This window comes from Vibrio sp. 10N.286.49.C3 (assembly GCF_041469545.1).
Classification (GTDB): Bacteria; Pseudomonadota; Gammaproteobacteria; order Enterobacterales; family Vibrionaceae; genus Vibrio; species Vibrio tasmaniensis_A.
The window spans coordinates 23,974-49,524 of record NZ_JBFRKT010000012.1 but is presented as its reverse complement, the minus strand read 5'-3'; the positions used below and the strand labels follow the sequence as shown (position 1 = coordinate 49,524).

The window sequence follows — 25,551 nt, the reverse complement described above, 5'->3', positions numbered from 1 at the left end:
ACAAAGGACAAAGGACAAAGCGATGCCTGAATATTTGTGCGAGACTTGTACCGTAGCTTATTGCTTTGATGATTGTAATTCGGCATTGGCGCTACGAGAAATGATTGAAGTAGAAGAAGTCTTGGATCGTAAACAAGTAAGCCAAGATCCTGAACGGCGGCTTAAACAAGAAAATTCAGACATAAAAAATCCCTACAAGCACAGCCTGTAGGGATTTTGTACGTTGCAATACTGTTCTCGCTTTCTCAAGCAAAGGGTCTTACAAAAATTTTTAGAACAGTGTTATTCGACAATAAATTATTGACGAGTCACTATTTTTCGTAAGTTTTGATTTCGCCAGATTTAACTCGAGCAACAAATGATTGCAGTTCTTTCTTCACAACAGGCATTAGGAAGTACAGGCCAAGAATGTTGAAGATAGACATCGCAAAGATAGCCGCATCAGAGAAGTCGATTACCGCGCCAAACTGAATCGTCGCACCAATAACAACAAACACACAGAACATCACTTTAAAAATCAGTTCCGTTGTTTTGCCTTCACCAAATAGGTAAGTCCAAGCTTTAAGACCGTAGTACGACCAAGAAATCATCGTCGAGAACGCAAACATGATTACCGCGAGAGCAAGTGTGTATTTAAATACTTCTGCCGTTTCAGTAAATGATGCAGCAGTCAGCGTTACACCCGTTAAACCTGTTCCATCATATGGACCTACGTTTAAGCCAGCGATAGTGATTACCAATGCCGTCATTGTACAAATGATTACCGTATCAACGAATGGTTCTAGTAGTGATACAAGACCTTCAGTGATTGGTTCTTTTGTTTTAACTGCTGAGTGAGCAATTGCTGCTGAACCTACACCTGCTTCATTTGAGAATGTTGCACGTTTTAGACCTTGGATTAGGGCACCAATAAATCCACCAACCACACCTTCACCGGTAAATGCACCTGTAAAGATTGCGCTGAACGCAGGGCCAACTTGATCAAGATTAGAACCGATAACAATCAGAGCCATACCGATGTACAGAGCAGCCATCCAAGGAACAACTTTTTCTGTTACGGACGCAATAGAAGGCATACCGCCAACGATAACGGAAAACACTAAGGCAGCGAGTACAAGCCCTGTGATGACACCGTATTCACTTGGTACATCGAATGCGTAAGTTAACATGGCATGTGCTTGGTTAGCTTGGAACATGTTACCGCCGCCCAACGCGCCTAAAATACACATTAATGCAAAACCAATTGCAAGGGCTTTACCTAGTCCACCGAGTCCTCTTTCGCTCAGACCTTGGCTTAGGTAGTACATTGGACCACCCGAAACGACACCTGAAGGTAAGATAGTTCGGTATTTTACACCTAAAGTACACTCACAGAATTTAGACGCCATACCCAGAAGACCACACAAGATCATCCAGAATGTCGCACCAGGGCCACCAATTGCAAGTGCAGCACCAACCCCGGCAATATTACCAAGTCCGACAGTTCCAGAAAGCGCAGTTGTTAACGCTTGAAAGTGAGAAACTTCGCCATCCTCTTTGGAGTTAGGGTCGGTATACTTTCCTTTGATAATGTCTATGGCCATGCCAACACGTTTAAATTGAACAAAGCCAAAATAAACAGTAAAGATAATCGCGGCGAGCAATAGCCAGCCAACAATGATTGGGAAGTTTGCTTCACCAAGTGGGACACTTTTAAATATTAATCCAACGAACCACCCTGTGTAGTCATTGAAAAAACCATCAACACTTTGGCTCAAGTTACTGATACTTTGACTAAATGATCCTTCTTCTGCAAATGCACTGGAACTAAACAATAATATAAACCCAAAAAATAATTCACGTAAGTTTTTCATGGTTTTCCCTGTCTTTTTATTAAATTATGTTTGCTGCTGTTGTGTTTGTTTTTTATTTGATTTTTTACATTTCAGTGTTTTATCTACTTCATTCGACGGCAACATAAACGGCTGTAGCTAGGTCGAAAAACGAAATAAATATAAGTACTGATCTTGCTTTGTATGGATATCCTTTTGGTATGTGAACCAATAAGACTATGGTATTCGGCCTACCAAGTCCTACTGATAATCCTATACATAAAAATAATACCCTCAAAGAAATTTTTACAATAAATTTACAATTGTTCGGGTTTTGTCATTGTTTTGGAATAAGTCGATGCTTTTTAGGTTGCAAAAGGCATATGCAGTAGCGGTTATAGCGACGGGCTAAGGTGAAGTATAGTGCGGGATCACAGGGAAGTCGGCGAGTTTGAATATTCGATATGTGCTTGTGAAGTGTTTAAACAATTGATAGTTGAAGGTGGAATCAGGCCTGAGGGCATTAAAAAGGCCCTTTATCAGAGCCATTTTTAATGGGTTACGATGAGCATGAGCATGAGCATGAGCATGAGGCTTAGCGTTTAGAGACTAGAGTTAAACCGAGCCAGTGATACGTTTACTCGACTTGTGGTAAAGCTTAAGTGCTAATAACGAACCCCATAAAGCGACCTGTCCCCATAGTAATGTCCATTGAGACGCTACTTCTTGCCAAGATGCACCCATCTGATTAAGAGCTAAGAAACCTTGGATAGCTGGTGTGCTTGGGAATAACTGTGACAGCAGTACTAACCATTCAGGCATCATTTCAACAGGCCAGATAAAACCTGAAGAGAAGATCAGCGGCATTGAACTGATTAACACCACAACCGTGACTAACTCTCTTCTTGGCACTAGCTCACCAATAAAAATCCCGATCAAACAACTGGCCAATAAGAAGGGCAGCAGTAAGGTCAAAATTTGTGTCGTTGAGGCGAGCAAATTTATTCCATACATCGAAAAGCTCGCGCCGAAGTAGTACATCGACAACAAGTAATAAATGCCGACCAAGGTACAACAGCGAGCAAGCATCAGTTTTGCTGGAGAGGTCTTACTCCAATAGCCAAACGTAGATTGAGCGTTTTGGGTTGCCCCAACTAAACCAGAAGCCATGGCTAAGGTTTGTTGCAAGATCAACACAAAGACAGCTGGAACTACGTAATCGATGTATCCCATGCGGCTATTGAACGTTGGTTTTAGGTTCAAGCTAAACGCGCTGTAGCCTTTGGCTGCGGATTCTAAAGGCACTCCTTCGACTAACAAGTGACTGACCTTAACTTGCGCAGCTAACGTGCCACCTGCCTTGGCAAGCCCTTCAACAATGGTTCCGTACACTAAGAAGTAAGAAGCATCGCCAGCGTAAGAAAGCGTCGGGCTCTTACCGAGCAGTAAGTCTTTATAGAAGTCTTCTGGAATGACGAGGAACCCACCGATCTCTTGGTTAAGTACGGCTTGTTTTGCATCAGCGATGCTGGAGTCTCGACGTACCAACTCGATTTGAGAAGTGGCATCCACCATTCGTTCTAATTGGTAGCTGCTTTGACTCTTATCCAAGTTTACTACCGAAGCTTTAAGCTGTTGAGGAACTTGGTGCGCGTAAGGCAATGGATACAAGAATGAATAGAAGACCACACCACCAAATACCGTAAGAAGTACAACAGGGTTACGCAGTACCGCTAAGAGTTCTTGCTTGAGCAGTTGAGTAAAGCTCATCGTTTTACTCCTTGTGGTGCTGATTGTTCTGGTTTCTCTTGCTGTGTTGCTTGTGTTGCTTGTGTTGCTTGTGTTGACGGCGTCGCTTTTGCAGATAGAGCTGCTTGGGCTGTTAGATCCGTTTGTGCAGACAGATTCGATTTCGCCAAGTGTTTCTTAATCAACAACATCACAACGAAAGCAGGAACCGCGTACCACAACATAGAAGAAAGGCTGATCAAAGACTGTGCCGCGCTCACGCCATAACTAGACTGTGCCGTTTGTACTTCGATGTAGTGACTCACGGGCAATAAGCTTCTCCAGATTTGCGCTGCAGTGTTCATGTCGGTTACTGGAAAGGTAATGCCCATGAACGCAAAGCTTGGTGCTGTAAAGGCGCCAGCGAAACTCATCGCCCTTGCTGGATCAAGCGTTAAGAAGAAAAACAAACACCCCATGATGATACAACTAATGACGGTAAGCAGTTGGGCGACGGTCAGTGCCACAAAACTGCCGTTAAACGGCCAGTCTAAGAGGACATAGAACCAAAAGCTAAACGCGATACCAAACATCAAGAACAAGACAAGGTAGGGCGTTAATGTTGATGTTAGTGACTTCATAGGGGCGTTGGATAACCAAGCATGAAGACCACGTGCTCTAACGTTCGCCGTCAAAACCAATATCGTGCCCACCACAATCATGATCTGCCATAGCGCTGGAATAACCGCAGACACCAAGAACTGAGCATAACTGGTGTTCTTGTTGAACAATGGCGTGATCTGGCTTTGCACTGTTACTGCTTGGCCTAATGCGGATTGCACCGTGGTATCACCGTGTGATAACTGCTTAACGACCTCAAGTTGCGCGTTAAAAGTCCCCTGAGCCTGCAACAACGCCGAATTCACTAGCTTACCTATCAAGATAAATTGGCTGTTGTAGAACACAGACACTTGCGGATTCAATCCGAGCAGAAGGTCTCGGTCAAAATGCCTTGGTATCACAACATAACCGTAGATATCACGTTCAATCATCGCTTTCGCCGCTTCACTCGCAGAGCTGTATTTCTGAGTGACTTGCAGCGTTGGTGATGCATCAACAAGGCGTGTGAACTGCTGCGAAATTTGACTGTGTTCCAAGTCAACAACCGCAACCGGTAAGTCACGAGCGATCCCTTGCGAAAAAATCAGCCAAATACTGGCAGCAAGAAGCAAAGGTATCCAAGTTAGGCAAGACAACAACCATTTGTCTTTGCGGACAATCGCCCACTGCCTAAGCAAGGTATTCTTCGCTCTATGATGCTCAGTTGATTGCGAGCCTTTAGATTGTGAGCTTTTAGATTGCGAACCTGTAGATCGAAAGTTAGCAGACATACGTCACCTAAAGCTCAACCACAAGGCTCATGCCCATACGCAGTGTTTCGCTCGTATCGACAGGGTGCGCTTCTACTTCAAAAGTACGTAAGTCGAAGCCTTGTGCTGCGTCTGTTGAACGCCAAGTCGCGAAATCACCCATTACGGCGATGTGAGTCACTTGGAAAGTTAATGATTTATCCAGAGCCGGTAGGTACGCTTCAAACTGGCTGCCTTTTTCGAAGTGCTTAAGCATGTCTTCACGCACATTAAGTACTGCCCATGCATCCTTGGTGTCGATAACAGTCACAACAGGGAAGCCTTGTGGTGCGAGTTCACCGCTGCTCAATAGAACCTGAGAGACTTCGCCATTAAACCAGCTGTGGATCTGTGTGTCTTTTGCGTAAGCTTCAACTTCCGCTACCGCGCCTGCTGCCATTAATGCTTTTTGAGCGGCTGCCACTTTGGTTTCGTCACGAGCGCCTTCTCGTGCTAATTGATACATTTGGAACGCAGCGCTTTCCGTGTACTTCGCTGCTTGCCACTGTGTTTTGGCTTCATCGCGTTTTTGCTCGGCAACGACACCATCGTTGTAAAGGTTATTGACACGTTGATAAGTTTTGTCCATGAGATCGGCTGCTGCTTTTGCCTTCAACCACTGGTCTTTAGCAGCTTGGATCTGTTGAGTACGGGCACCATTCTCTGCTTGTTTTGCTAATGCGCCAGCAGCTTTTTGACCTGCTTTTGCTTGTTCTAGCTTCGCGTCAATCTCAGGGCTAAGAAGAGAAAAGATCAATTCGCCTTTTTCAACCGAATCGCCTTTACGCACGAATATTTCATCAATTCTGCCAGGTACTTTCGATGAGATGCTGTATTGCTGCGCATCGATTTGACCTTGAAGCTTAACAGGCTGAGGTTGATAAGCTTGGTAAAAACTGTATCCGACCCAGCCAATAACGCCGATACCAACTAAAGATAGAAGAAGGGGCTTAATAGGTTTCATGAATTATCCTTTTGACTGGCTATCGGTGTCTGTTTTTGAGTCGAAGTCAGACGGAACAGAAGAGGTTAAGTAACTCGAGTAAGCATTCATTTCGCTGGTTAGCGCTAATAGCTTGTTCAGAGAGATTAGGTATTTGAATCGCGCAGCAGATTGCTGGGTTTTGATGCTCGCAAGGTAGAGCTCTGCATCAACCACTTCTAGCGAGTTCGAAAGTCCTTGAGTGAAGGCTTTTTTACGGAGTAATAGGTTTTCTTGAGCCAAAGCCAAGCTTGAGTTGAGGCCTTGAACCTCCTCAATTGCTTGGTTCGCTTCAAGGTAAGTCTTCTGTACCAACACGGTTAAGTCTTGCTTAGCTTGCGACTTCAGGAATTGAACCTGTGATACAGCACTGTGAGCGGCGGCTACTTTGTCTGAACGGCCAGAAGTATCAAGTAGCGGCACATTCACACCAATGCCAACTAACCAATCGGGTTTCATTTCGCTGGCGAGAGAGTCATCTTCATACAGGCTGTAGTCACCGTAAAGGTATACCTCTGGGTAGTATTTACCTTTCTCAGCTTTAATTAAGCTGCTTGCTTGTTTCTCTTTTGCATCAAGAATCTTAAGGCCGGGGTAGGTCATGAGTGTTTGGTCAATGAACACATCCATATGAGGCAGGTTCTTATTGATAAACAGTTGCTCTGAGGGTTCTACACTTTGGCTCTGACCAAGGATTTGAGTCAGCGCTAATTGAGCAATCTTAAGGTCGTTTTGAGCTTTAGTTCGCTCGACAACCGCTTTGTCTAGTGAAGCATCCGCTTGCAAGCGTTCTACCCGTGCGATTTGCCCTTGTTGTTCAAGCTTGATGGCGAAATCACGATGCTGAGTTAAGCCAGCTTCAACGGCTTGACGCGTTTTCACGACGTCTTCCGCTAAGATCACCGAGAAGTAATATTTACTTAAGTCTTCGTAGCGAGCTTGTCTTTCCATCAACAGCTGGCTTTGCGCTTCTTCGCTTTTACCTTCAGCTGCATTTTGCGCAGCGGTAATTCGACCACCAGTGAAGATAGGCCAAACCGCGCGAATAGAAGAGCTAAAGATGTCTTGTTCTGTAATCGTTGAGGTGATTCCACCTAGTTGGCCTAATAAGGGAGCAAATGCTGGGTTTACACCACTTAAGCTGTCGCCAAATTGTTTGCCATTAATGGTCACGTCACTATCAAGGTGCGTGTAGTTAGCCCCTAAGGTGATAGAAGGCAAGTTGAGGCTACTCGTTGAGTTCTGAAGGTGTTGATAACGTTCAACGTTGGCTTGTTGAGCCGCAAGTGAGTTGTTGTTTTCTTGTAATATTTGCCACGCTTCAGAAAAAGTGAGCGGAGCTGCATAGCCTGGCGAAGCCATAGTGCCGAGAAGCATGCTGGCGATCGCAAGGTATCGAAATTTTGGTTTGGTCATCTGCATTAAATACCAATTAGAGTATTAACTCTAATGTTAACAGGGCAATAGTCATTTGTCTTGATCAGATTCTCTCACACTTAGAGAAAGTCTCATAACTCGTTAACCAAGTGTAAATAGGATTGAGTGATGAAGATATCAGAGATAAATGAAACTTAAAAAGCACGCATAAGCGTGCTTTTTAAGTTCAGTATAGAAGCGTTTTTACAAAATGAAGCGGCTTATTTAAAGCCAGGACAATGGTGATCGGCGCGCCACACCAATTGTCTTGAACCTTGCATTGTTTGTAATAAATCTCTGCCCGACATTTGCGGGAACGCTAACAATACCTTGAGATCGAGAGGGGAGGTACCGTCTTTCTCATAGGCTCTTACGTGAGTAAAAGTCGATTGCAAGTGTTTGAACAGCATGGTCTTAGTAAGACAAATTCCAAAATTATCGCGTTTCATTGCCTGGTTTCCTTTTCAACAATGTTTATACGTTATGTTTTTAATCCTGTTTCTATTGGACGTTGCCACTGATCGATACTTCCTGCTCATCAATGTTTTATTATTGGGCGCTGCTTTATCAGGCACCTCTGAGTTGTCATGCTGGCCTATAGTGTAAATAGAGATGTATGAATGAGGTTAGGTTGATAACCTATTTGTTCAACAATCCTAGCGGCGAGCGTGCAACGTTTCGTTATAGATACGTCCAGTGAGCGAAGAGTTGTTGTCTTTTTGTTAACCGAAATTTCGATTTAAAGCAGAGTCTGAAAATCATGACTTATGGCTTGGCAACAATAAACTTCTTCATATGCAACTATTATAATTGTATTTATTTTAAACAACCTAAAAAACACCTAAAAGCTTAGTGATCTAGCTCAATATTTATTCGTTTATTTTGATTTTTAAGCTAATCCGTTCTAAAAGCGAACGATTAATCGAGGTGAACAACGTAAAGGATTATCAATTAATAATCTGCTCAATTATTTAGTTGAGTAACAGTCACAAATTCGCGTATGTAGAAAGGTCATCTAATTAACTTGGTGTTAACATTGCTCGTCTAACACTAGGGACGGTGGAATATGAAATGGAGTAGTATCAGCTTCCGTAAAAGGCTGCTGATTATCATGACGGTCACTGGTCTTGTTGAACTTTTGATACTTTCAGCGGCTGGGTTTTATTATATCAAACAATCTCAAGAACAAGAGATGGGTTTGAAAGCGTTAGGTGTTGCTGAATTTCTGTCTGAATCGCCACTTGTCACCAGCATTATTCAAGAAAATGGAACGATGGACCCTAATGGCGCTCCCTACGTTCTGTCTGAAGAAACTCAAGTTAAATTTCGAAACCTTACCCAGCTCATTGGCGCGGCGTTTATCGTTGTGGGAGATGATAAAGGTATCCGCCTGATTCACCCTTATGATGACCGGCTTGGTAAACCCATGCGCGGTGGTGATAACCAAAAAGCATTGGTGTTGGGTGAATCTTATGTGTCGACGGCCAAAGGATCACTTGGTTTTTCTGTCCGTGGTAAATCCGCGGTTAAAGACCCGCAAGGCACTGTCATTGGCGTGGTGTCGGTTGGCTACTTGTTGGACTCGTTACAAGACAGAATTGAACCTTACTTAGCCTTTTTGATTGTGATGGCATTGCTGGTGGTTGCGGTCAACGCTTTGATTTCAAGCTATGTGTCTCGTCGCTTTCAACGCGCTATTTTAGGCTTTGAACCCGAAGAGATCGGCCGACTGTATGTCGAGTTAGATGTGACTATGAGTACCGTGAAAGAAGGTATTCTGAGCATCGATAAGCACGGAATTTTACGTTCTATTAATAAGAGTGCCTGCGATATTTTGTCTATCGATAGAGAGTCTGCACTCAACCAACAGCGCCTTTCAGATGTATTGGCCGGCAGTGATTTAGAGCAACTGTTATCCACTGGTGAAACCGACCACGACGTCGAGCTGTACCTGAACAATAAGCGAATCGTTGCCAACCGCAGCCCGATTATAGTGGCAGGTGAGGTGGTCGGGGCGGTATCCAGTTTCCGATTACGAGATGAAATCAACGATTTAACAGACCAACTCTCACAAACCAAAGAGTATGCAGATCTACTCCGTTCACAAACCCATGAGCATCAAAACAAGCTCAACACCATTAGTGGCTTGATCCAGATGGGCGAGTTGGATTCAGTACAACAGCTGATTGGCCAAGAAACAGCGCACTATCAAAGCTTGATCGAGTTCTTGCGTGAAACCGTTAAAGACCCGCTCATTGCAGGCATGCTCTTGGGGAAAACGGAGCGTGCAAGAGAAATAGGTTTAGAGCTCAAAGTCGAAGAAGGCTCAAGGCTTGAAGCATTGCCTAGCTGGCTGAACGCGGATGACGTTGTCACAATTCTGGGCAACCTGATTGATAACGCCTTTGATGCCACTATGACGGCTATTAAGCAAGAGGGTCAAATTACTCCAGCGCGTCGAGTTATTGAAGTTTCAATCAGTGATTTTGGTAATGAAATTATCGTAGAAGTAGAAGACAAAGGGTGTGGTTTGCCTAAAGATTTGGCGACGAAAGCACTCACCGAAAAAGGCGTATCAAGCAAAGCGAAACAGAATCGCGGCGTCGGTTTGTATTTGATAAAGCAATTGGCAGACCGATATCAAGGACAGCTTGAAATGGTCGACAACCACGATTTTGGTACGCGAATGACGGTTTATCTGCCAAAAGAAGCACAATAATAATTAAGCGCGAAGTGATCGAGTGAAGATCATCGTGACGGAAAAAACATGGTTAAAGGAAGAACATAAATGAGCGCAATCACGAGAGTCATGGTCATTGAAGATGATATTGCGATTGCAGAGCTACACCATCGTTATTTAGAACAGATGGGTGGCTTTGATGTGGTGGGGATTGCGACCACGCAGTCTGAAGCGTTAATGCAATTAGACATATTAAAGCCTGACTTGGTTTTATTGGATGTGTATCTGCCGGATGGATGCGGGCTTGATATTTTGAACCACGTTCGTGGTAGTAATCAGGGTTGTGATGTGATTTTGATTACTGCTGCGCGAGACGTCGATACCTTGCAACAGGCAATGCGCGGTGGAGTCGTGGACTATCTGCTGAAACCTGTGATGTTTCCTCGCTTAGAAGCGGCGCTGAAAAAATATCAATCGCAGCTGCAAGAGTTTGAAAGTGTGTCTGATTTGAACCAAGGTTTGGTCGATAAGATGCTGCAAGCCAACGCGAAAGCGGACTCAGGAAAAGTGTCAACCTTACCCAAAGGGATTGATGGCGTAACGCTTGATAAAATTAGAGCCATTTTTCAACAAGCCGACATTGCTGATATTGCAGCAGATGAAGCAGGTGAACGTATTGGAGCAAGCCGAACCACCGCTCGACGCTATTTGGAATTTCTAATCACGACTGGTGAGTTAGTGGCCGACTTAAATTACGGGTCAGTAGGCCGCCCAGAACGCTGCTACAACAAAACTAGAAGATAGATTTAGCGACAACAAGTCACCAAGACAAACGCGATGCTATCAAATAAATATAAAGCCAGTTGAATAGGCTGGTTTTGCCTTTCTCTCCATTTCCTATTATTCACTCCACCGACCAGATACCGTTCTTTCTTGACTACAATGTTTGAGAATACCGATTTGCTTCACTCTCGGGCTCGGCGAACTGAGCTATCGATTAGAATTTGTTCGAAATGAGTCAATATTTAATCGATTGCTTTCACAGTGGTTGATGTAAATCAAATACTCATAGACAATACTGTCCCGAATAGAGGTGATAGCTTTCACCCTCGTTTACCAAACGCATTCTCAAGTGTAATAGGCACTCGCTATTGATGTAATAGCCAAGGCCTATTATCTATTTTCGTATGTCGCTGATACCTTTGGCGAATACTAAAAACCTTGTTTTTATAGGAAAGATGATGGTAATACCTGAAAACAGCAGCATCGTTATTTTTGGTGCATCGGGAGATCTAACTTACCGCAAGTTAATTCCTGCTTTGTACCACCTGTATGCTAGCAATCAACTACCAAAATCCTTTGCGATTCTTGGAGTGAGCCGTACTGAGTACAGCGATGAGTCTTACCGTGAGAAGCTGAAGAAGTCTCTTCAGGAAATGGAAAAAACTGAGCCAGAGACGCTGAATGCATTTATTGAACATCTGCATTACCAAGCGATCAACACTTCAGATGTAGACGACTACGCTCGTTTAGCACAACGTCTAGACAAGCTTGAGCAAGACTATCAATTCGAAAACCATAACACATTGTTTTACTTGGCAACCCCGCCAAGCCTATACGGTGTGATTCCAGCAAACCTTGCTGCGCATGGCCTGAACGATGAAAAGAACGGCTGGCGTCGTCTGATCATCGAGAAACCATTTGGTTACGACTTAGCATCAGCTCAAGCGTTAGATGAAGAGATCCATCATCACTTCCAAGAACACCAGATCTACCGTATCGACCATTACCTTGGTAAAGAGACGGTTCAAAACCTTCTAGTGCTTCGTTTCTCAAACGCGATGTTTGAACCACTGTGGAACCGTAACTTCATTGAATACGTTGAAATCACAGGTGCTGAGTTCCTTGGCGTTGAAGAGCGTGGCGGATACTACGACGGTTCTGGTGCAGTTCGTGACATGTTCCAAAATCACTTGCTACAAGTATTAGCAATGGTTGGCATGGAACCGCCTGCACAAATCAATGCGGATTCAATTCGTGACGAAGTGGTTAAAGTACTTCAGTGTCTGAAACCACTGGAAGAAGACGACCTGCGTAAAGATTTGGTTCTAGGTCAATACACAGCGTCAGATGTTCGTGGTCAGCACTTGCCTGGTTACCGCGAAGAGCATGGTGTCGCAGACGACTCTCGTACTGAAACGTACATTGGTCTTAAAGCACACATCAACAACTGGCGTTGGAATGGGGTTCCTTTCTACGTACGTACGGGTAAACGCTTACCAACGCGCGTAACGGAAATCGTGATTCACTTTAAGAACACACCTCATCCAGTATTTGGTCAAGATGCACCAGAGAACAAACTGATTATCCGTATCCAACCGGATGAAGGTATTCAGATGAGCTTTGGTTTGAAAGAGCCGGGTGCAGGCTTCAAAGCAAAAGAAGTGAAAATGAACTTCTCTTACTCTGACTTGCCTGAAACTCAAATGCTGACGGCTTATGAGCGTCTTCTTCTTGATGCGCTGAACGGTGATGCGACTCTGTTTGCACGTACCGATGCAGTAGAAGCATGTTGGAAGTACGTTCAACCGATCTTAGATCTCAAACAAGACCCTCAAGCACTGTTTGGCTATGCTTGTGGTACTTGGGGCCCGCAAGAAGCCGATGAGCTTCTGCAGCGTGATGGCCGCGCATGGCGTTTCCCATGCAAAAACTTAACAGACACGGATTACTGCGAACTATGATCAATCACAAGATCTTTGCAACGCCTGAACTGGTCGTTGAAAACCTAGCAAATGAAATGAAAGCATACAGCGAGCAGGGTAAACCTGTTCACATTTCATTGTCGGGTGGCAGCACGCCAAAAATGCTTTTCAAGCTTTTAGCTCAAGCACCATACGCAGAAGGCATTCAATGGAATAACCTTCATTTTTGGTGGGGCGACGAACGTTGCGTGGCACCAGACGATGCGGAAAGCAACTACGGTGAAGCAAACGCACTGCTGTTTACTCAAGTCAATCTTCCTGCTGAAAACATCCACCGCATCCGTGGTGAAGATGAGCCTAAAGCAGAAGCAGAGCGTTTCGCAAAAGAGATGGCAGACGTGATTCCAATAGAAAACGGCACACCTGTTTTCGATTGGATCCTGCTAGGTGTTGGCGCCGACGGCCACACAGCTTCACTATTCCCGGGTGCAACTGACTACCAAGATGAGAACCTATCTGTATTAGCTTCTCACCCAGAGTCGGGCCAGATCCGTGTTTCTAAAACAGCGAAAGTTTTAGAAGCAGCAAAACGAATCAGCTACCTAGTACTGGGTGCAGGTAAAGTTGAGATCGTTAAAGAAATTCATACAACTCCTGCTTCAGAACTGCCTTACCCGGCAGCGAAAATCCAGTCTAAAACTGGCGAAACAGAGTGGTTCCTAGATTCAAATGCAGCAAGTGCTATCGCATAAGTGCGAATAGCCGCAAGGAGATAAAATAATGAAAGGTGATATCGGTGTAATTGGCCTAGCAGTAATGGGTCAGAACCTTATCCTAAACATGAACGACCACGGCTTCAAAGTTGTGGCTCACAACCGTACTGCTGCTAAGGTAGACGAGTTCCTAGAAGGCCCAGCTAAGGGTACTAACATTGTTGGTGCTTACTCTCTAGAAGAGCTAGTTGAGAAACTAGAAGCGCCACGTAAAGTGATGCTTATGGTTCGTGCTGGTGATGTTGTAGATACGTTCATCGACAAGCTTGTACCACTTCTAGACAAAGGCGACATCATCATTGATGGTGGTAACACTAACTTCCCAGACACAAACCGTCGTGTTGCTGCTCTTCGCGAGAAAGGCATCCACTTCATCGGTACGGGTGTTTCTGGTGGTGAAGAAGGTGCTCGTTTCGGTCCTTCTATCATGCCAGGCGGTTCTCCTGAAGCTTGGGAAGCGGTTAAGCCTATCTTCCAAGGTATCTCTGCGAAAACTGACGCAGGTGAGCCTTGTTGTGATTGGGTTGGTAACGACGGTGCTGGTCACTTCGTTAAGATGGTTCACAATGGCATCGAATACGGTGACATGCAGCTTATCACTGAAGCATACCAGTTCATGAAAGATGGCTTAGGTATGAACCACGACGAAATGCAGGCAGTATTTGCTGACTGGAACAAAACTGAGCTAGACAGCTACCTAGTAGAAATCACTGCTGACATCCTTGGCTACAAAGATGAAGACGGTGAAGCGCTAGTTGAGAAGATCCTAGACACTGCTGGCCAAAAAGGTACAGGCAAATGGACAGGTATCAACGCACTAGACATGGGTATCCCACTGACTCTAATCACTGAGTCTGTATTCTCTCGTTGCCTATCTGCACTTAAAGACCAACGTGTTGAAGCTGAAAAACTGTTCGGCAAGACTGTTGCTCCAGTTGAAGGCGACAAGCAAGAGTGGGTTGATGCAATCCGTCAGGCTCTACTTGCTTCTAAGATCATCTCTTACGCTCAAGGTTTCATGCTAATGCGTGAAGCGTCGAACGAAAACGGCTGGGATCTAAACTACGGTAACGTTGCTCTTATGTGGCGTGGCGGTTGTATCATCCGTTCTGCATTCCTAGGCAACATTCGTGATGCTTACGAAGCGAACCCAGAGATCGCTTTCCTAGGTTCAGATGCATACTTCAAAGGCATCCTAGACAACTGCATGGGCGCTTGGCGTAAAGTTGCAGCTAAGTCTATGGAATCTGGTATCCCAATGCCATGTATGACTTCTGCACTAACGTTCCTAGACGGCTACACTACAGCTCGTCTTCCAGCGAACCTTCTACAAGCTCAACGTGACTATTTCGGTGCTCACACTTACGAGCGTACTGACCGTCCACGTGGTGAATTCTTCCACACAAACTGGACTGGTACAGGCGGCGACACTGCTTCTACAACTTACGACGTATAATCGTTAGTTAGAATCAGTAAAGAACACGTTCGTTCTTTCAGCTGAAAACTAGAAAACAAAAGGATGCCAATTGGCATCCTTTTTTGTTGGTTCGCGTTCTCTTACTTAGGCCTGAATAACAAAGGTGCCATAGTTTAAGCTGTCATTAAATGCGGCTGAGCATCGTCATTGTATTGCTCCCGAATTGCCATAAAGCCGTCTAGGTTCTGTTTAAGAGCCACAACACACTCTGGGTCGAACATTGAACCGTTCTGCGCTTCTATGTATTCCATCACTTCATCGAGTGACCACGCGTGCTTATAAGCTCTTTTGCTCATCAGCGCATCGAATACATCGGCTAATGTCACTATTCGAGCCTCTAGTGGTATCGCTGTGTTACTCAAAGCATCAGGTAATCCTGAGCCATCAAACCGTTCATGATGATGGCGCACAATATTCTTAATGAATTGAATCTCTTCACTGCACATCGAGCTGTGGTGGGATAGGGCAACCACGTCATCAATCATCTCTTCGCCATATAAGGTGTGATTGTTCATGATGTTTCTTTCTTCTTCATTAAAGCGCGCGCTGCTGAATAACACTTTATCTGGAATTCGATACTTTCCGATGTCGTGAAAGGGCGCATACAACCGAATTCGATGAATGAATTGATGGGTAATTTCTCTTTTGGTGTGCGACAGAGTGCGAGCAATTTGCTCACTGTATTTACCCATGCGAATTAGGTGTTCTTTGGTTTCTGGATCTCGAGCATGACCCATATTTAAAGCGATCGCTAAAGAAGATTGAAAGTGACGCTGGCGCTCAAACCACTGAACGAAAAGGCTAGAGATGACTTGAGTGAGATAGGCGATATCACACTGAATAGTTTGGTTAGCAAAAAATCCTGTCGATGAAGCATTGATAAACACAAACCCAAGATTACTTTCTTGATGATGAATCGGTGTTGTATAACTGCTTTGATGACCAAGATCGAGTAGGTGAGATATTTGTTTGGTTGAGCTAATGGTGGTGAGGTCGTTGATGATCCGGGTATCTAAAGACTTAGCCATGCGCGACAAAGCCGATTCTGGCGTAAGTTCTTGCTCGACATGGCGATGTTCGGCTTCTTGGCACAGAGTATCCGAAACAAAGTAATTCGACGCTCTATTTTCGTTGCATAGCACAACCGAGAGCCTAGACAGAATGGGGTAATATTCGCGAGCTAGCCGAAAGAGATCATCAACGATGGCGATAATGTCTTTATCTTGGGCGGCTACTCTGCTGATTTTGGAGTAGTCAAACATGGTCAAAGCCAACCTTTATTTATAATTATATCATTGTTTAGTATCGTTATTTGTAGGTTTCTATACCACTTCTAACATAGCATCGTGCTGTTAATTAGCAACACTGCGTTCTAATAAATTTATAATTCATTACTTAAATTAGGGATATTTCATGCTTCTATCATGGTTTTTGTTAACTTGAACGAATTTGGTCGAAATCTAAGAGAAGCATTCGTCGGGAGTGCATGGCGGTATTGCACGCAACATTAGGATGATAAGTGACCATTTTAAAATTAAATTGAAAGATAAATAGGATAACGAGCATGCTTTATGCCATCATAAAGGCATAGATAAGGGCAATGGATGTAATGCCCAAATGATTGAGCTAGATATGGTCAGTGATGACGGTGTTCTAGAGTATATTCAAGGCCTTTAGTTGCCTTGGAAAAGGTAAAGATATGACTGAAGAAGAAAGAATCGAACTGCAACAAAACAACCCACTGCACGGCTTAAAGCTAGATACTATGATCACTGAATTAGTGGATCATTACGGTTGGGAAATTTTGGATGCAGCAATGCGCATGAACTGCTTTAACACTAAGCCAACGGTGGCAAGTGCTGTTAAATATCTGAAGAAGACTGAATGGGCTCGTGAGAAAGTAGAAAACTTCTACCTTTACCGTTTCAAGCGTATGCCTAAAGCTTCAGATATCGAATACCAGATGCCTCCGCGTTCACGTACATTCCGTCACGGGTTAGAGCCTCGTGAGCCAATGGAATTGACGGTTGAATCGATTCTAGCATCACAAGCTAAAGCAGCGTCTGCATTTAAAGAGCGCCGCGGCGGCAACGGTCGTAACTTTCGTCGTTAATAGGGCGTCGTTAATAGAAATGCGTTGCTAGTAATAGGGCGTCGTTAGTTTTAACGTCTTTATGTAAAGGCGTAAGTTGAGCATCGTAAGATAGCCAAAGCCTTGACTGCAAAATACAAAAGGAGCCTAAGTGCTCCTTTTTTAGTGCGTGTCGCTTTAGTCGTTCGTCTTAAGCTTCGCGGTTCTTTCTTTGATTCTTCCAAAGGTCAACGACATAAACAATGGCGCTGATCAGTAAGAATAGCGCTGACACAGAAAACAGAGCGGGCATTTTTAGAATCCACGCGAATGTGGCAGCAAGAAAAGCGACAAAGCAAATGAGTCGACTTGATGACATGACATGACCGAGTTTAATGTTCATAACGCCTCCTAATGAAGTCTCACTTTCGACTGGAGAATTATCCCACCTTTGGCAAAATAAAGGCTAAAAAACAGTCTAAATTGTTATCAAATTTGCTAATTGAAGGACTCGCCTCACACATTTTGCTTTGGCTATTTTATAAGCAATAAAATAGCGAAATCGGTATGAGAAGGGTGGAGTCTTTTTGCTTTATCTTTTCAGTCGCAAGCCTTATTGAGCCTAATGTCTGGTTAGCTTAAAACCGAGTTGGCACAGAACTCACTTAACATAGAACCTAGTTAGCATAGAAAAAGTAAGCGGTGATCAAAAAGCTCGCGATGATCACTGTGGTACGAACATAGTGTTGAGGGATGCGGCGAGAGATTTTTGCTGAATAATAACCACCAACCAATGTACCAAATAATACTGCCATGCCAGACGGCCAATCAATCGAACCATTCACAACAAAGAACACGATTGCCGCGAGTGATGCGCACGCAGACACGAGCAGTTTGATGCCATTCATTACGTTGATGTTGGTGTAACCAGCCAGAGCTAAGTAACTCAACGTTACTATCCCCAAACCTGCGTTAAAGTAACCACCATAGATACACACGACCAAAAGCAATAAAGCGGAAAAGAATACCCCTGCGCTGGTGGCGTGCTTATGTTTTACTGTTGCTTGCTTAAGCCATTTATTGAGTGTGCCACCAAACGTGAAAAGCAAAGCAGCAAATAGCAGTAGCCAAGGAACGGATTGAGTGAACAGGGCTTCTGGTGTGTGCAGCAGTAGAAATGCTCCGATGCCACCACCAATTACACACAAACCAATGGTCAGTTTTAGCTGCTTAGTACCAGATTGAATTTCGTGGCGTAGCGCGTAGGCTCCGCTAATGTAGCCAGCGCATGAAGCAAAGGTATTGGTCGCGTTGGCTGCAATTGGTGGAACTCCAGCGAACAAGAGCGCAGGGAAGGTGATGAAGCTACCGCCACCCGCAATTGAGTTAAGTACACCGCCAATCACTCCCGATAAGAATAGAATCAACCAATCCATAGTTTTGAATCCAATGCGTTAAATGATCGTTTACCTTACTTGATTTCGTTACGAATATCAGTGTCATGTGTGTTGTAAAGGTAGGTTTGTGAGTTTGCTACCATCTTTAACCGTTGGTTCAAATTGAGCACCTAATTGAAAAAAGGAGCCAATGGCTCCTTTCGTTGAGGTTTCGTTGAATTGGTAGAGTTTTACACTTCTACTGGTTTCGATTTAAAGCTTCTAAATAGTTTGACTAAGATTGGGCTAGATAGTACCAGCACAGCCAGAATAGTGAACGTCATCGTGATTGGTCGTTCCCATAGGAAGCTCAGCTCGCCATCGCTGATCATCAATGCACGTCGTAGGTTCTCTTCCATTAATCCACCAAGGATAAAACCTAGGAGTAATGGGGCAAGTGGGAAGTTAGCTAACCTCAGCGCAATCGCAACCATAGCAACAATGAGCATTACAAAAACATCCATCGTGTTGAAAGACACCAAGTACACGCCTGTGATTGAGAAGAAGATAATCATTGGCAGTAGTACCGTTCTTGGTACCGCGAGCAGTTTAGAGATGTAAGGGATTAAAGGCAGATTCAAGATAACCAGTACGATGTTACCAAAGTACATCGAGATGATGACTGACCAAAATACATCTGGGTGTTCAACGAACAAGCGAGGGCCCGGCTGAATACCGTATGCGATTAGGGCGCCAAGCATGATTGCGGTAGTACCAGAGCCGGGAATCCCAAGCGTCAGTAGCGGAACGAATGAACCACTCGAAGCTGCGTTGTTTGCAGATTCAGGAGCAACAAGACCACGAATACTGCCTTTACCAAACTCTTTCTGTTTGTCTTTTGGCGCAAGGCTACGTTCCATACCGTAACTTAGGAATGCCGCAATAGTGGCTCCTGCGCCCGGTAGAACACCGGTAAAGAAACCGAGAATAGAAGAGCGAATCGAAACTGGCGCCACTTCTTTGAACTCTTCTTTGGTAATTTTCATGCTACCAATATCAGCCATCTTTTGGCTTTCTTCGCCGCTAGTGTCTTTCTCCGGTTTCAAAATACCCATTAAAGTCTCACCTAAAGCGAAGGTTGCCATAGCAAGAAGTAGGAAACTAAAGCCATCCATCAGGTCTGTTAGACCAAACGTGAAACGCTCAACACCAACGCCTTTGTCGATGCCAACAGTAGACAGCATCAAACCAAGAATGGTCATCATCCATGCCTTGATTACCTGACCTGGGCCCGCAAACGCCGCTACTGCCGATAAACCTAACAACATCAATGCGAAGTAGTCTGAAGACTGGAAGCTCAATGACACGCTGGCTAAAGCCGGAGCCGCAATCAAAAGCATGATTGCCGAAAGTGTGCCACCAGTGAAAGAAGAGTAAGCCGCGAGTGCAAGTGCTTTACCCGCTTGGCCTTTTTGTGCCATCGGGTAGCCATCGAATGCGGTTACTACCGTTGAAGAACAACCTGGAGCGTTGATTAATATTGATGACGTCGAGCCACCAAATACAGCGCCGTAGTACACACCAGCCATCAAGATTAGGCCAGAAGAAGGGTCTAGGCCGTATGTAATCGGGATCATCAACGCGATTGCTGAAATTGGACCGAGTCCCGGTAACATCCCAATAAAGGTACCAACAAAGCAGCCAACAATTACCATCATGATGTTCATTGGCATCACGGCGGTCGAAAGTCCTTGTAAAATTCCGTCTAACATAATGTTATCCCTACCAAAGAGTGAAGATTAAACCAGGCTCTAGGTAGATATCTAAGCCTTGAGTTAATAAAAGAAAGAACGCGATAACGAAAGGAAACGACGCGCCAAATAAGACAGCTTTGCGGCGCTCACCCAGTAGGTAAAAGCCTGCAAGTAAGAAGAAGCTGGTTGCTAAAACAAAGCCAAGATAAGTCAGCCCAACACCGTACAGAGCCATTAACACCAAGAAGCCAATAAGCAGTTTCCGGTTCAACGGCGTAGTGTCGCATGTGACTTTTTTATCTGGCTGTCCGGTTATAAGCAGGATCAACGAAAGGCCAATGCCGATAAACGTTAGCAGGATAGGTAAGGTTCTTGCTGTGAAGGGTTCGTACTCGTCACCGGGGAACAAAGGAATCAGCGTGGTTTGGTAGCCATAGCATAAACACGCAAGCATAAAGAGCATGGCTCCGATGCGATCCTTCGAAAGCAAAGATTCCTTACTCAGAAATTTGGTTGGTAAGTCCGACATATCCAACTCCATTTGGGGTGGTATAAAAAGTAAAAAAGCCGTACATGAGCGAGTTAATGAAATGTCTGGGATCACTAACCAAAGGTAAGCGAATTACGGTACTGGTTTATCAGCCACTTGCGTTTACAACGAATCGGCAAGCGTTAGTAATACGTCTACGAATAAACAAAGGAGTTTGAAGTTAACTCATGCACGGCGAAACAAGGAAAGAGTAAGAGGGCACATAGGCCCTCTATGGTTGTTGGTTATTTCAAGAAACCAAGCTCACGCATTAGGTCGCCCATCTGTTTTTCTTGATCTTCTAGGAAGGCGTAAAAATCTTTGTCAGCTTTGTAGTTGTCGATCCAACCGTTACGGTCACGAACCACTTGCCACTCATCGGTTTTGTACATTTTGCCAAGTGCTACATTCCACTCGTCGATCTTCGCTTGGCTTGTGCCAGGTGCCGCAAAGAAACCACGCCAGTTAGCGAATACGGTTTCGTTGCCGTACTCAGTCAGTGTTGGGATGTTAGGTGCAGCGTCAAGACGCTTTGGCGCCGTCACAGCAAGCACTTTTACTTGGCCAGATTTAGACATCTCTAGCACTTCACCAAGGCCAGTAGAAAGCAGCTGTGTTTCGCCAGAAAGCAGTGCTGCCATCGCTTTACCGCCAGCATCGTAGGCAATGTAACGCACTTTTTTAGCATCAAAACCTTCGCCTTTGAACGCTGCCGCAACCACAAGGTGGTCCATGCTGCCACGAGCTGAGCCACCAGCAATTTTCACTTTACGTGGGTTGCTTTCGAACTCTTTAACGACGTCTTCCCAAGTGTTGTACTTAGAATCCGCAGACGCGACGATTGCGCCATAGTCGGCAATAGTTGCTGCAACTGGTGTTAGGTCGCGGAAAGATTGAGGGAAGATACCGGTCAGCGAGCGCACAACGATAGGCGTTGAGTTCACCATTAGCGTGTCTTCTTGGCGTTGAGCCGTCTCGATTAGGTGAGCAATCGCTTTACCGCCGCCACCACCAGAAAGGTTTTGGAAAGAGACATTTTCTACGATGTCTGATTTCACCAATACATCACCCGTACCACGAGCTGTCATATCCCAACCGCCACCAGCGCCGCCAGGGATTAGGAAGTGGATTTTTTCTACGTCAGCAGCAAAAGTGTTGAAAGAAAAGGTTGCTGCGATAATAGAAGCCGCAAGAGTAGGTTTCAGTGCCTTGAACATGGTTCACGTTCCTTATGTAGGGGATCTCTTCAATGGAGAGAAACTTATGTTTTATATCCAGCTACTAAATACACGAATAGGGTATTGCTTAGTAGATGACGTTAAAGTTAACGGTGTGTTAATGAAATGTCTGTAATGCGGTGATATTGAGAATAAAGAACATTGGATTAATATTGTTCATAAAGTTCACGGGGAGGTGGCTGTAGGATTCTTCTAGCAATAATAACTAGGTTTTTCTTGAGTTTATGTGAACAATTCTTTTGACTGTTGGTCGCTTTATACTGCTGTGTATCATTAAAGAGGGTACTTATTGCGACACAAAGAGTGATATGGAGAGGCGCTCTTTAATATATAGAATAATATGTTGCTAGGTGTGCAGTGCTACTGTAATAATATGATTATAGCTGGCACGTTACATTTCTGAGCTAGTGGTTATTCAAGGATCGAATAATGACAGACAAAAAAATTTCGTTACGATTTACTGTTGGAGGAATGTTTTTACTCGCGACATTTCTTACCGCTGTTGTTGCGGTTTCACTGCAATATTACTTCAGTAAAAAAATGGCGACTGAGAATACCCTATCAAAGTTGACGATGGTGTCCCAAGAGCTGAGTAACTATATCGGCGCGGTTGATTCTGACGCAGCCAATACCGCGCGTTTACTTTCTTCAGTGAAACGTTCTATAAGTAACAAAATATCGAAAGAAGAGTCGCGTAGTATTCTCTCAGAAGCAATTAAAGATAACCCTCTCTTTTATAGTATTTACATTGGCTCATCTAATGAAAACTTCTTCCAAATTATTAATCTAGAATCTGCCCCTGTCGTTAGAGAAAAAATCGGTGCACAACAAAAAGACCGTTGGGTTGTGGTTGAGATTCATAATATAGGGGAGGAGCGCGTCCGTACGACGAAATATTTTGACCAAGAGTTTACGCTAAGAAACTCAACTACGGAGCAGAGCAACTACCTTCCAACAACCAGGCCTTGGTATGTTTCTGCCAATGTTCAGTCGGTCGAAAAAACTCAGCCATATCTTTTCCAGCATTTACAAATTACCGGGCAAACTTATTCTTTAGCGTTTGATTCGAAAATCGAATCTGAAGTTCAACATGTGATTGGTATTGATATTGTGTTGTCTTCTTTAGCTAGCAAACTATCAGGTACGGCGCTTGGCTTAGCAGAAGACAGTAAGGTTGAGTCTTTCTTATATTCGAAATCGGGTAATATTATTGCGTCTAACCTCAAGGTTAACAATCAGGAATCGGAGTTTGATGTATCAACATTGATGCTATCGTCTGAGCAGCAAGCCTTGATTAACGATACCCCTCCGCTGTTAGTGTCTAATCAAAATGATTGGGGGCCGATGGACTTTTCAGTGGCGGGAAAACCAAACGGCTATGCGATAGACCTTCTTAAAATGATTGGTGAGATGACAGGGATCAGGTTTGAATTTGTTAATGGTTTCTCTTGGGGCGAGCTTGTCAGTAAGTTTCAAGAAGGAAGTATTGATGGCCTGCAATCGGTTCAACATTATAAAAATAATGGCATAGATGGCCTATACACGACTCCAATTTATGAATTGCCATTTTCTATCGTGACAAGGGTCGGCGCGAAGGTTGTCACTAATTATGCCGAGCTTGAGGGTAAAAAAGTTGCCATTTTATCTGGGTGGTCAATTATTCCTAAGTTGAGAGAGGATTTTCCGAACATTGATTTAGTTGAATTTGAAAACCTAGAGTCTGCATTTAATTCAATTGAAAGCGAAGAGAACTTTGCTTTCTTAGAAGCAGAACCCGTACTCTCGTTTGCATTAGATAGGTTTTTCCAGCCAGGCCTTGTTGTCAATGGGACTCTAGAAGATCTAAAACAGAACTACTCAAACCAATTCCATTTGGTGCTGCAGAGCAAGCATAAACAATTGCTCCCAATCATTGATCAAGCTATCAGTAAGTTAAGTGGTGAACAACTTGATGCCTTAGCGAAAAAGTGGCTGCATGATACCGGCTTTAATACGAATACGACGGTTCCTTATACTGAACTTTATGATTTGACTAAGGAAGCAACGGTTGAAGGCAGTATGGTAAGGGTAGAGTTGAATGGCGAGATCAAGCATCTCTATTTAAAGAAAATAGACACGGGCGAACACTACTCTGAGTATTTTGCGGTATTGATTCCCGAATCTGAAGTCTTCAGTACAGTCAATAAACGTCTAGCAACCTCTGTTGGTGTAACGGTGTTACTGATGAGTTTGACGTTGCCTATTGCTTGGGTTTTTGGTGCGCCGATAGTGCATCCAATTCGCCAATTAGAGGAAGAGACTCATAAGGTTAAGCTGCGTGATTATGACAACGTGACAATTCTTGATACTCGAATCAAAGAAGTGTGGGAATTATCTGTTGCTGTAAAAGATATGGCTATGGAGATTAAACGACATGAACAGATGCAAGAGGCGTTTGTTGAGTCGTTTATCAAGCTCATCGCTCAAGCGATCGATGATAAGTCCGCTTATACGGCAGGGCATTGTAATCGTGTACCAGAACTCGGCTTGATGCTGGCTGACGCGGCGGAACAATCGCAGTCTGAGCACTTCAAAGACTTTGAGTTTAAAAATGATGACGAACGCCGTGAGTTTAGAATTGCGGCTTGGCTTCATGATTGTGGCAAGATCACGACACCGGAACACATCGTCGATAAAGGTACGAAGTTAGAAGCGAACTACAACCGAATCCACGAGGTGAGAACTCGATTTGAAGTACTTTGGCGTGATGCGGAAATCACCGCTTTGAGAAAACAACTTGATGGTACGCTATCAACGCAACTGATAGCCGATGAACTTACGGCAACGAAGCAGCAGCTACAAGATGACTTTGCCTTTATCGCTACGTCGAACGTTGGTGGTGAGTTCATGAGTGACGACAAAGTTGCTCGTATTCGTTCGATCGCTGAGACGACTTGGATGCGTAATTTTGATGACCAACTTGGTCTATCACCGATAGAAGCCTTGAATCGAGAATCGAGTTCAAGCTTGCCAGCGACAGAGCTGCTGTTAAGTGATAAGCCTGAACATATAGTGAAAAGAGATAGGCCGTTAGAGTTCGACCCGAAATATCAAATCAAAATGGATGTGCCGGAGCACCTATACAACTTAGGCGAAGTCTACAATCTGAGCATTGCACGTGGCACGTTAACTGCTGAAGACCGATTCAAGATAAATGAGCATATGCTTGGCACGATTAAGATGCTTGAGAACCTGCCATTCCCGAAAGAACTAAGCCGTGTTCCTCGCTATGCTTCGACGCACCATGAAACACTCAAAGGCACTGGGTATCCAAGGAGGTTAACTGGCGATGATCTTTCAATTCCAGAACGTATTCTCGTGATATCGGATATTTTTGAGGCGCTAACTGCTGCGGATAGGCCGTACAAGAAAGCGAAGCCAATCAGTGTTGCTGTCGACATCATGTACAAAATGGCGTTGGACGAGCATCTCGATATAGAACTGTTTAGGTTGTTTCTAACTAGCGGGACACATATCCGTTATGCCGAAACGTATTTAAAACCGGAACAGATCGATCATATAGACCTATCAAAATATGTAGTTGAAGGCGTCGCTGCTTAACT

At 44.2% G+C, this 25,551-nt stretch carries 20 protein-coding genes; 8 read left to right on the top strand and 12 right to left on the bottom strand.

The window, feature by feature from the left end; translation table 11 throughout:
• Positions 1-22: 22 nt before the first annotated feature.
• Positions 23-211, top strand: a complete 189-nt coding sequence (locus AB4180_RS07260; RefSeq protein ID WP_102250528.1) for a hypothetical protein — start codon at positions 23-25, stop codon at positions 209-211.
• A 100-nt stretch (positions 212-311) separates the two neighbouring features.
• On the opposite strand, the gene AB4180_RS07255 is transcribed toward AB4180_RS07260, so the two are convergent.
• From AB4180_RS07255 to AB4180_RS07230, 6 genes are all read right to left on the bottom strand, one after another.
• A complete protein-coding gene (locus tag AB4180_RS07255; RefSeq protein WP_102250527.1) occupies positions 312-1,853 on the bottom strand; it encodes a sodium:alanine symporter family protein in 1,542 nt (513 codons plus the stop codon).
• A 573-nt stretch (positions 1,854-2,426) separates the two neighbouring features.
• A complete protein-coding gene (locus AB4180_RS07250; RefSeq protein ID WP_004733578.1) occupies positions 2,427-3,581 on the bottom strand; it encodes an ABC transporter permease in 1,155 nt (384 codons plus the stop codon).
• The gene (locus AB4180_RS07245) at positions 3,578-4,930 is read right to left on the bottom strand and encodes an ABC transporter permease (protein WP_102250526.1); all 1,353 of its coding nucleotides are present in this window, start codon (positions 4,928-4,930) and stop codon (positions 3,578-3,580) included. The genes AB4180_RS07250 and AB4180_RS07245 overlap by 4 nt, the downstream gene beginning before the upstream one ends.
• A 7-nt stretch (positions 4,931-4,937) precedes the next feature.
• Positions 4,938-5,912, bottom strand: coding sequence for an HlyD family secretion protein (locus AB4180_RS07240; RefSeq protein WP_054547676.1), 975 nt, complete (start codon positions 5,910-5,912; stop codon positions 4,938-4,940).
• A 3-nt stretch (positions 5,913-5,915) separates the two neighbouring features.
• On the bottom strand, positions 5,916-7,352 hold the full coding sequence (locus AB4180_RS07235) for a TolC family protein (protein WP_017087852.1): 1,437 nt from the start codon (positions 7,350-7,352) through the stop codon (positions 5,916-5,918).
• A 215-nt stretch (positions 7,353-7,567) separates the two neighbouring features.
• Positions 7,568-7,795 (bottom strand): hypothetical protein, encoded by a 228-nt coding sequence (locus AB4180_RS07230; RefSeq protein ID WP_004733582.1) that lies wholly within the window; start codon positions 7,793-7,795, stop codon positions 7,568-7,570.
• Positions 7,796-8,457: 662 nt separating this feature from the next.
• Between AB4180_RS07230 and AB4180_RS07225 the strand changes: the two genes are divergently transcribed.
• From AB4180_RS07225 to gnd, 5 genes are all read left to right on the top strand, one after another.
• A complete protein-coding gene (locus AB4180_RS07225) occupies positions 8,458-10,065 on the top strand; it encodes a sensor histidine kinase (RefSeq protein WP_181257525.1) in 1,608 nt (535 codons plus the stop codon).
• Positions 10,066-10,134: 69 nt separating this feature from the next.
• Positions 10,135-10,830: a response regulator gene (locus AB4180_RS07220; RefSeq protein ID WP_102250525.1), complete on the top strand. Its 696-nt coding sequence runs from the start codon at positions 10,135-10,137 to the stop codon at positions 10,828-10,830.
• Positions 10,831-11,267: 437 nt separating this feature from the next.
• Entirely contained in the window at positions 11,268-12,770 is a 1,503-nt protein-coding gene (gene zwf / locus AB4180_RS07215; RefSeq protein WP_004733585.1) for a glucose-6-phosphate dehydrogenase, read from the top strand.
• Positions 12,767-13,483 (top strand): 6-phosphogluconolactonase, encoded by a 717-nt coding sequence (gene pgl, locus AB4180_RS07210; RefSeq protein WP_017082687.1) that lies wholly within the window; start codon positions 12,767-12,769, stop codon positions 13,481-13,483. The genes zwf and pgl overlap by 4 nt, the downstream gene beginning before the upstream one ends.
• 28 nt (positions 13,484-13,511) lie before the next feature.
• Positions 13,512-14,960: a decarboxylating NADP(+)-dependent phosphogluconate dehydrogenase gene (gene gnd, locus AB4180_RS07205; RefSeq protein ID WP_004733587.1), complete on the top strand. Its 1,449-nt coding sequence runs from the start codon at positions 13,512-13,514 to the stop codon at positions 14,958-14,960.
• A 134-nt stretch (positions 14,961-15,094) separates the two neighbouring features.
• Here gnd and AB4180_RS07200 read toward each other — a convergent pair whose 3' ends face one another.
• Positions 15,095-16,255, bottom strand: coding sequence for an HD-GYP domain-containing protein (locus AB4180_RS07200; protein ID WP_019350759.1), 1,161 nt, complete (start codon positions 16,253-16,255; stop codon positions 15,095-15,097).
• 425 nt (positions 16,256-16,680) lie between these two features.
• On the opposite strand from AB4180_RS07200, the gene AB4180_RS07195 reads away from it, so the two are divergent.
• Positions 16,681-17,094 (top strand): VF530 family DNA-binding protein, encoded by a 414-nt coding sequence (locus AB4180_RS07195; RefSeq protein ID WP_004733589.1) that lies wholly within the window; start codon positions 16,681-16,683, stop codon positions 17,092-17,094.
• A gap of 169 nt (positions 17,095-17,263) precedes the next feature.
• On the opposite strand, the gene AB4180_RS07190 is transcribed toward AB4180_RS07195, so the two are convergent.
• From AB4180_RS07190 to AB4180_RS07170, 5 genes are all read right to left on the bottom strand, one after another.
• Positions 17,264-17,455, bottom strand: coding sequence for a hypothetical protein (locus tag AB4180_RS07190; protein ID WP_004733590.1), 192 nt, complete (start codon positions 17,453-17,455; stop codon positions 17,264-17,266).
• Between the two features lie 274 nt (positions 17,456-17,729).
• Entirely contained in the window at positions 17,730-18,488 is a 759-nt protein-coding gene (locus AB4180_RS07185) for a sulfite exporter TauE/SafE family protein (RefSeq protein WP_102250524.1), read from the bottom strand.
• Positions 18,489-18,679: 191 nt separating this feature from the next.
• A complete protein-coding gene (locus AB4180_RS07180) occupies positions 18,680-20,200 on the bottom strand; it encodes a tripartite tricarboxylate transporter permease (protein ID WP_004733593.1) in 1,521 nt (506 codons plus the stop codon).
• Between the two features lie 10 nt (positions 20,201-20,210).
• The gene (locus AB4180_RS07175) at positions 20,211-20,711 is read right to left on the bottom strand and encodes a tripartite tricarboxylate transporter TctB family protein (RefSeq protein ID WP_102250523.1); all 501 of its coding nucleotides are present in this window, start codon (positions 20,709-20,711) and stop codon (positions 20,211-20,213) included.
• A gap of 245 nt (positions 20,712-20,956) precedes the next feature.
• Entirely contained in the window at positions 20,957-21,928 is a 972-nt protein-coding gene (locus tag AB4180_RS07170) for a tripartite tricarboxylate transporter substrate binding protein (protein WP_009846588.1), read from the bottom strand.
• 450 nt (positions 21,929-22,378) lie between these two features.
• On the opposite strand from AB4180_RS07170, the gene AB4180_RS07165 reads away from it, so the two are divergent.
• Positions 22,379-25,549: an HD domain-containing phosphohydrolase gene (locus AB4180_RS07165; protein WP_065682189.1), complete on the top strand. Its 3,171-nt coding sequence runs from the start codon at positions 22,379-22,381 to the stop codon at positions 25,547-25,549.
• The last annotated feature ends 2 nt before the right edge of the window (positions 25,550-25,551 follow it).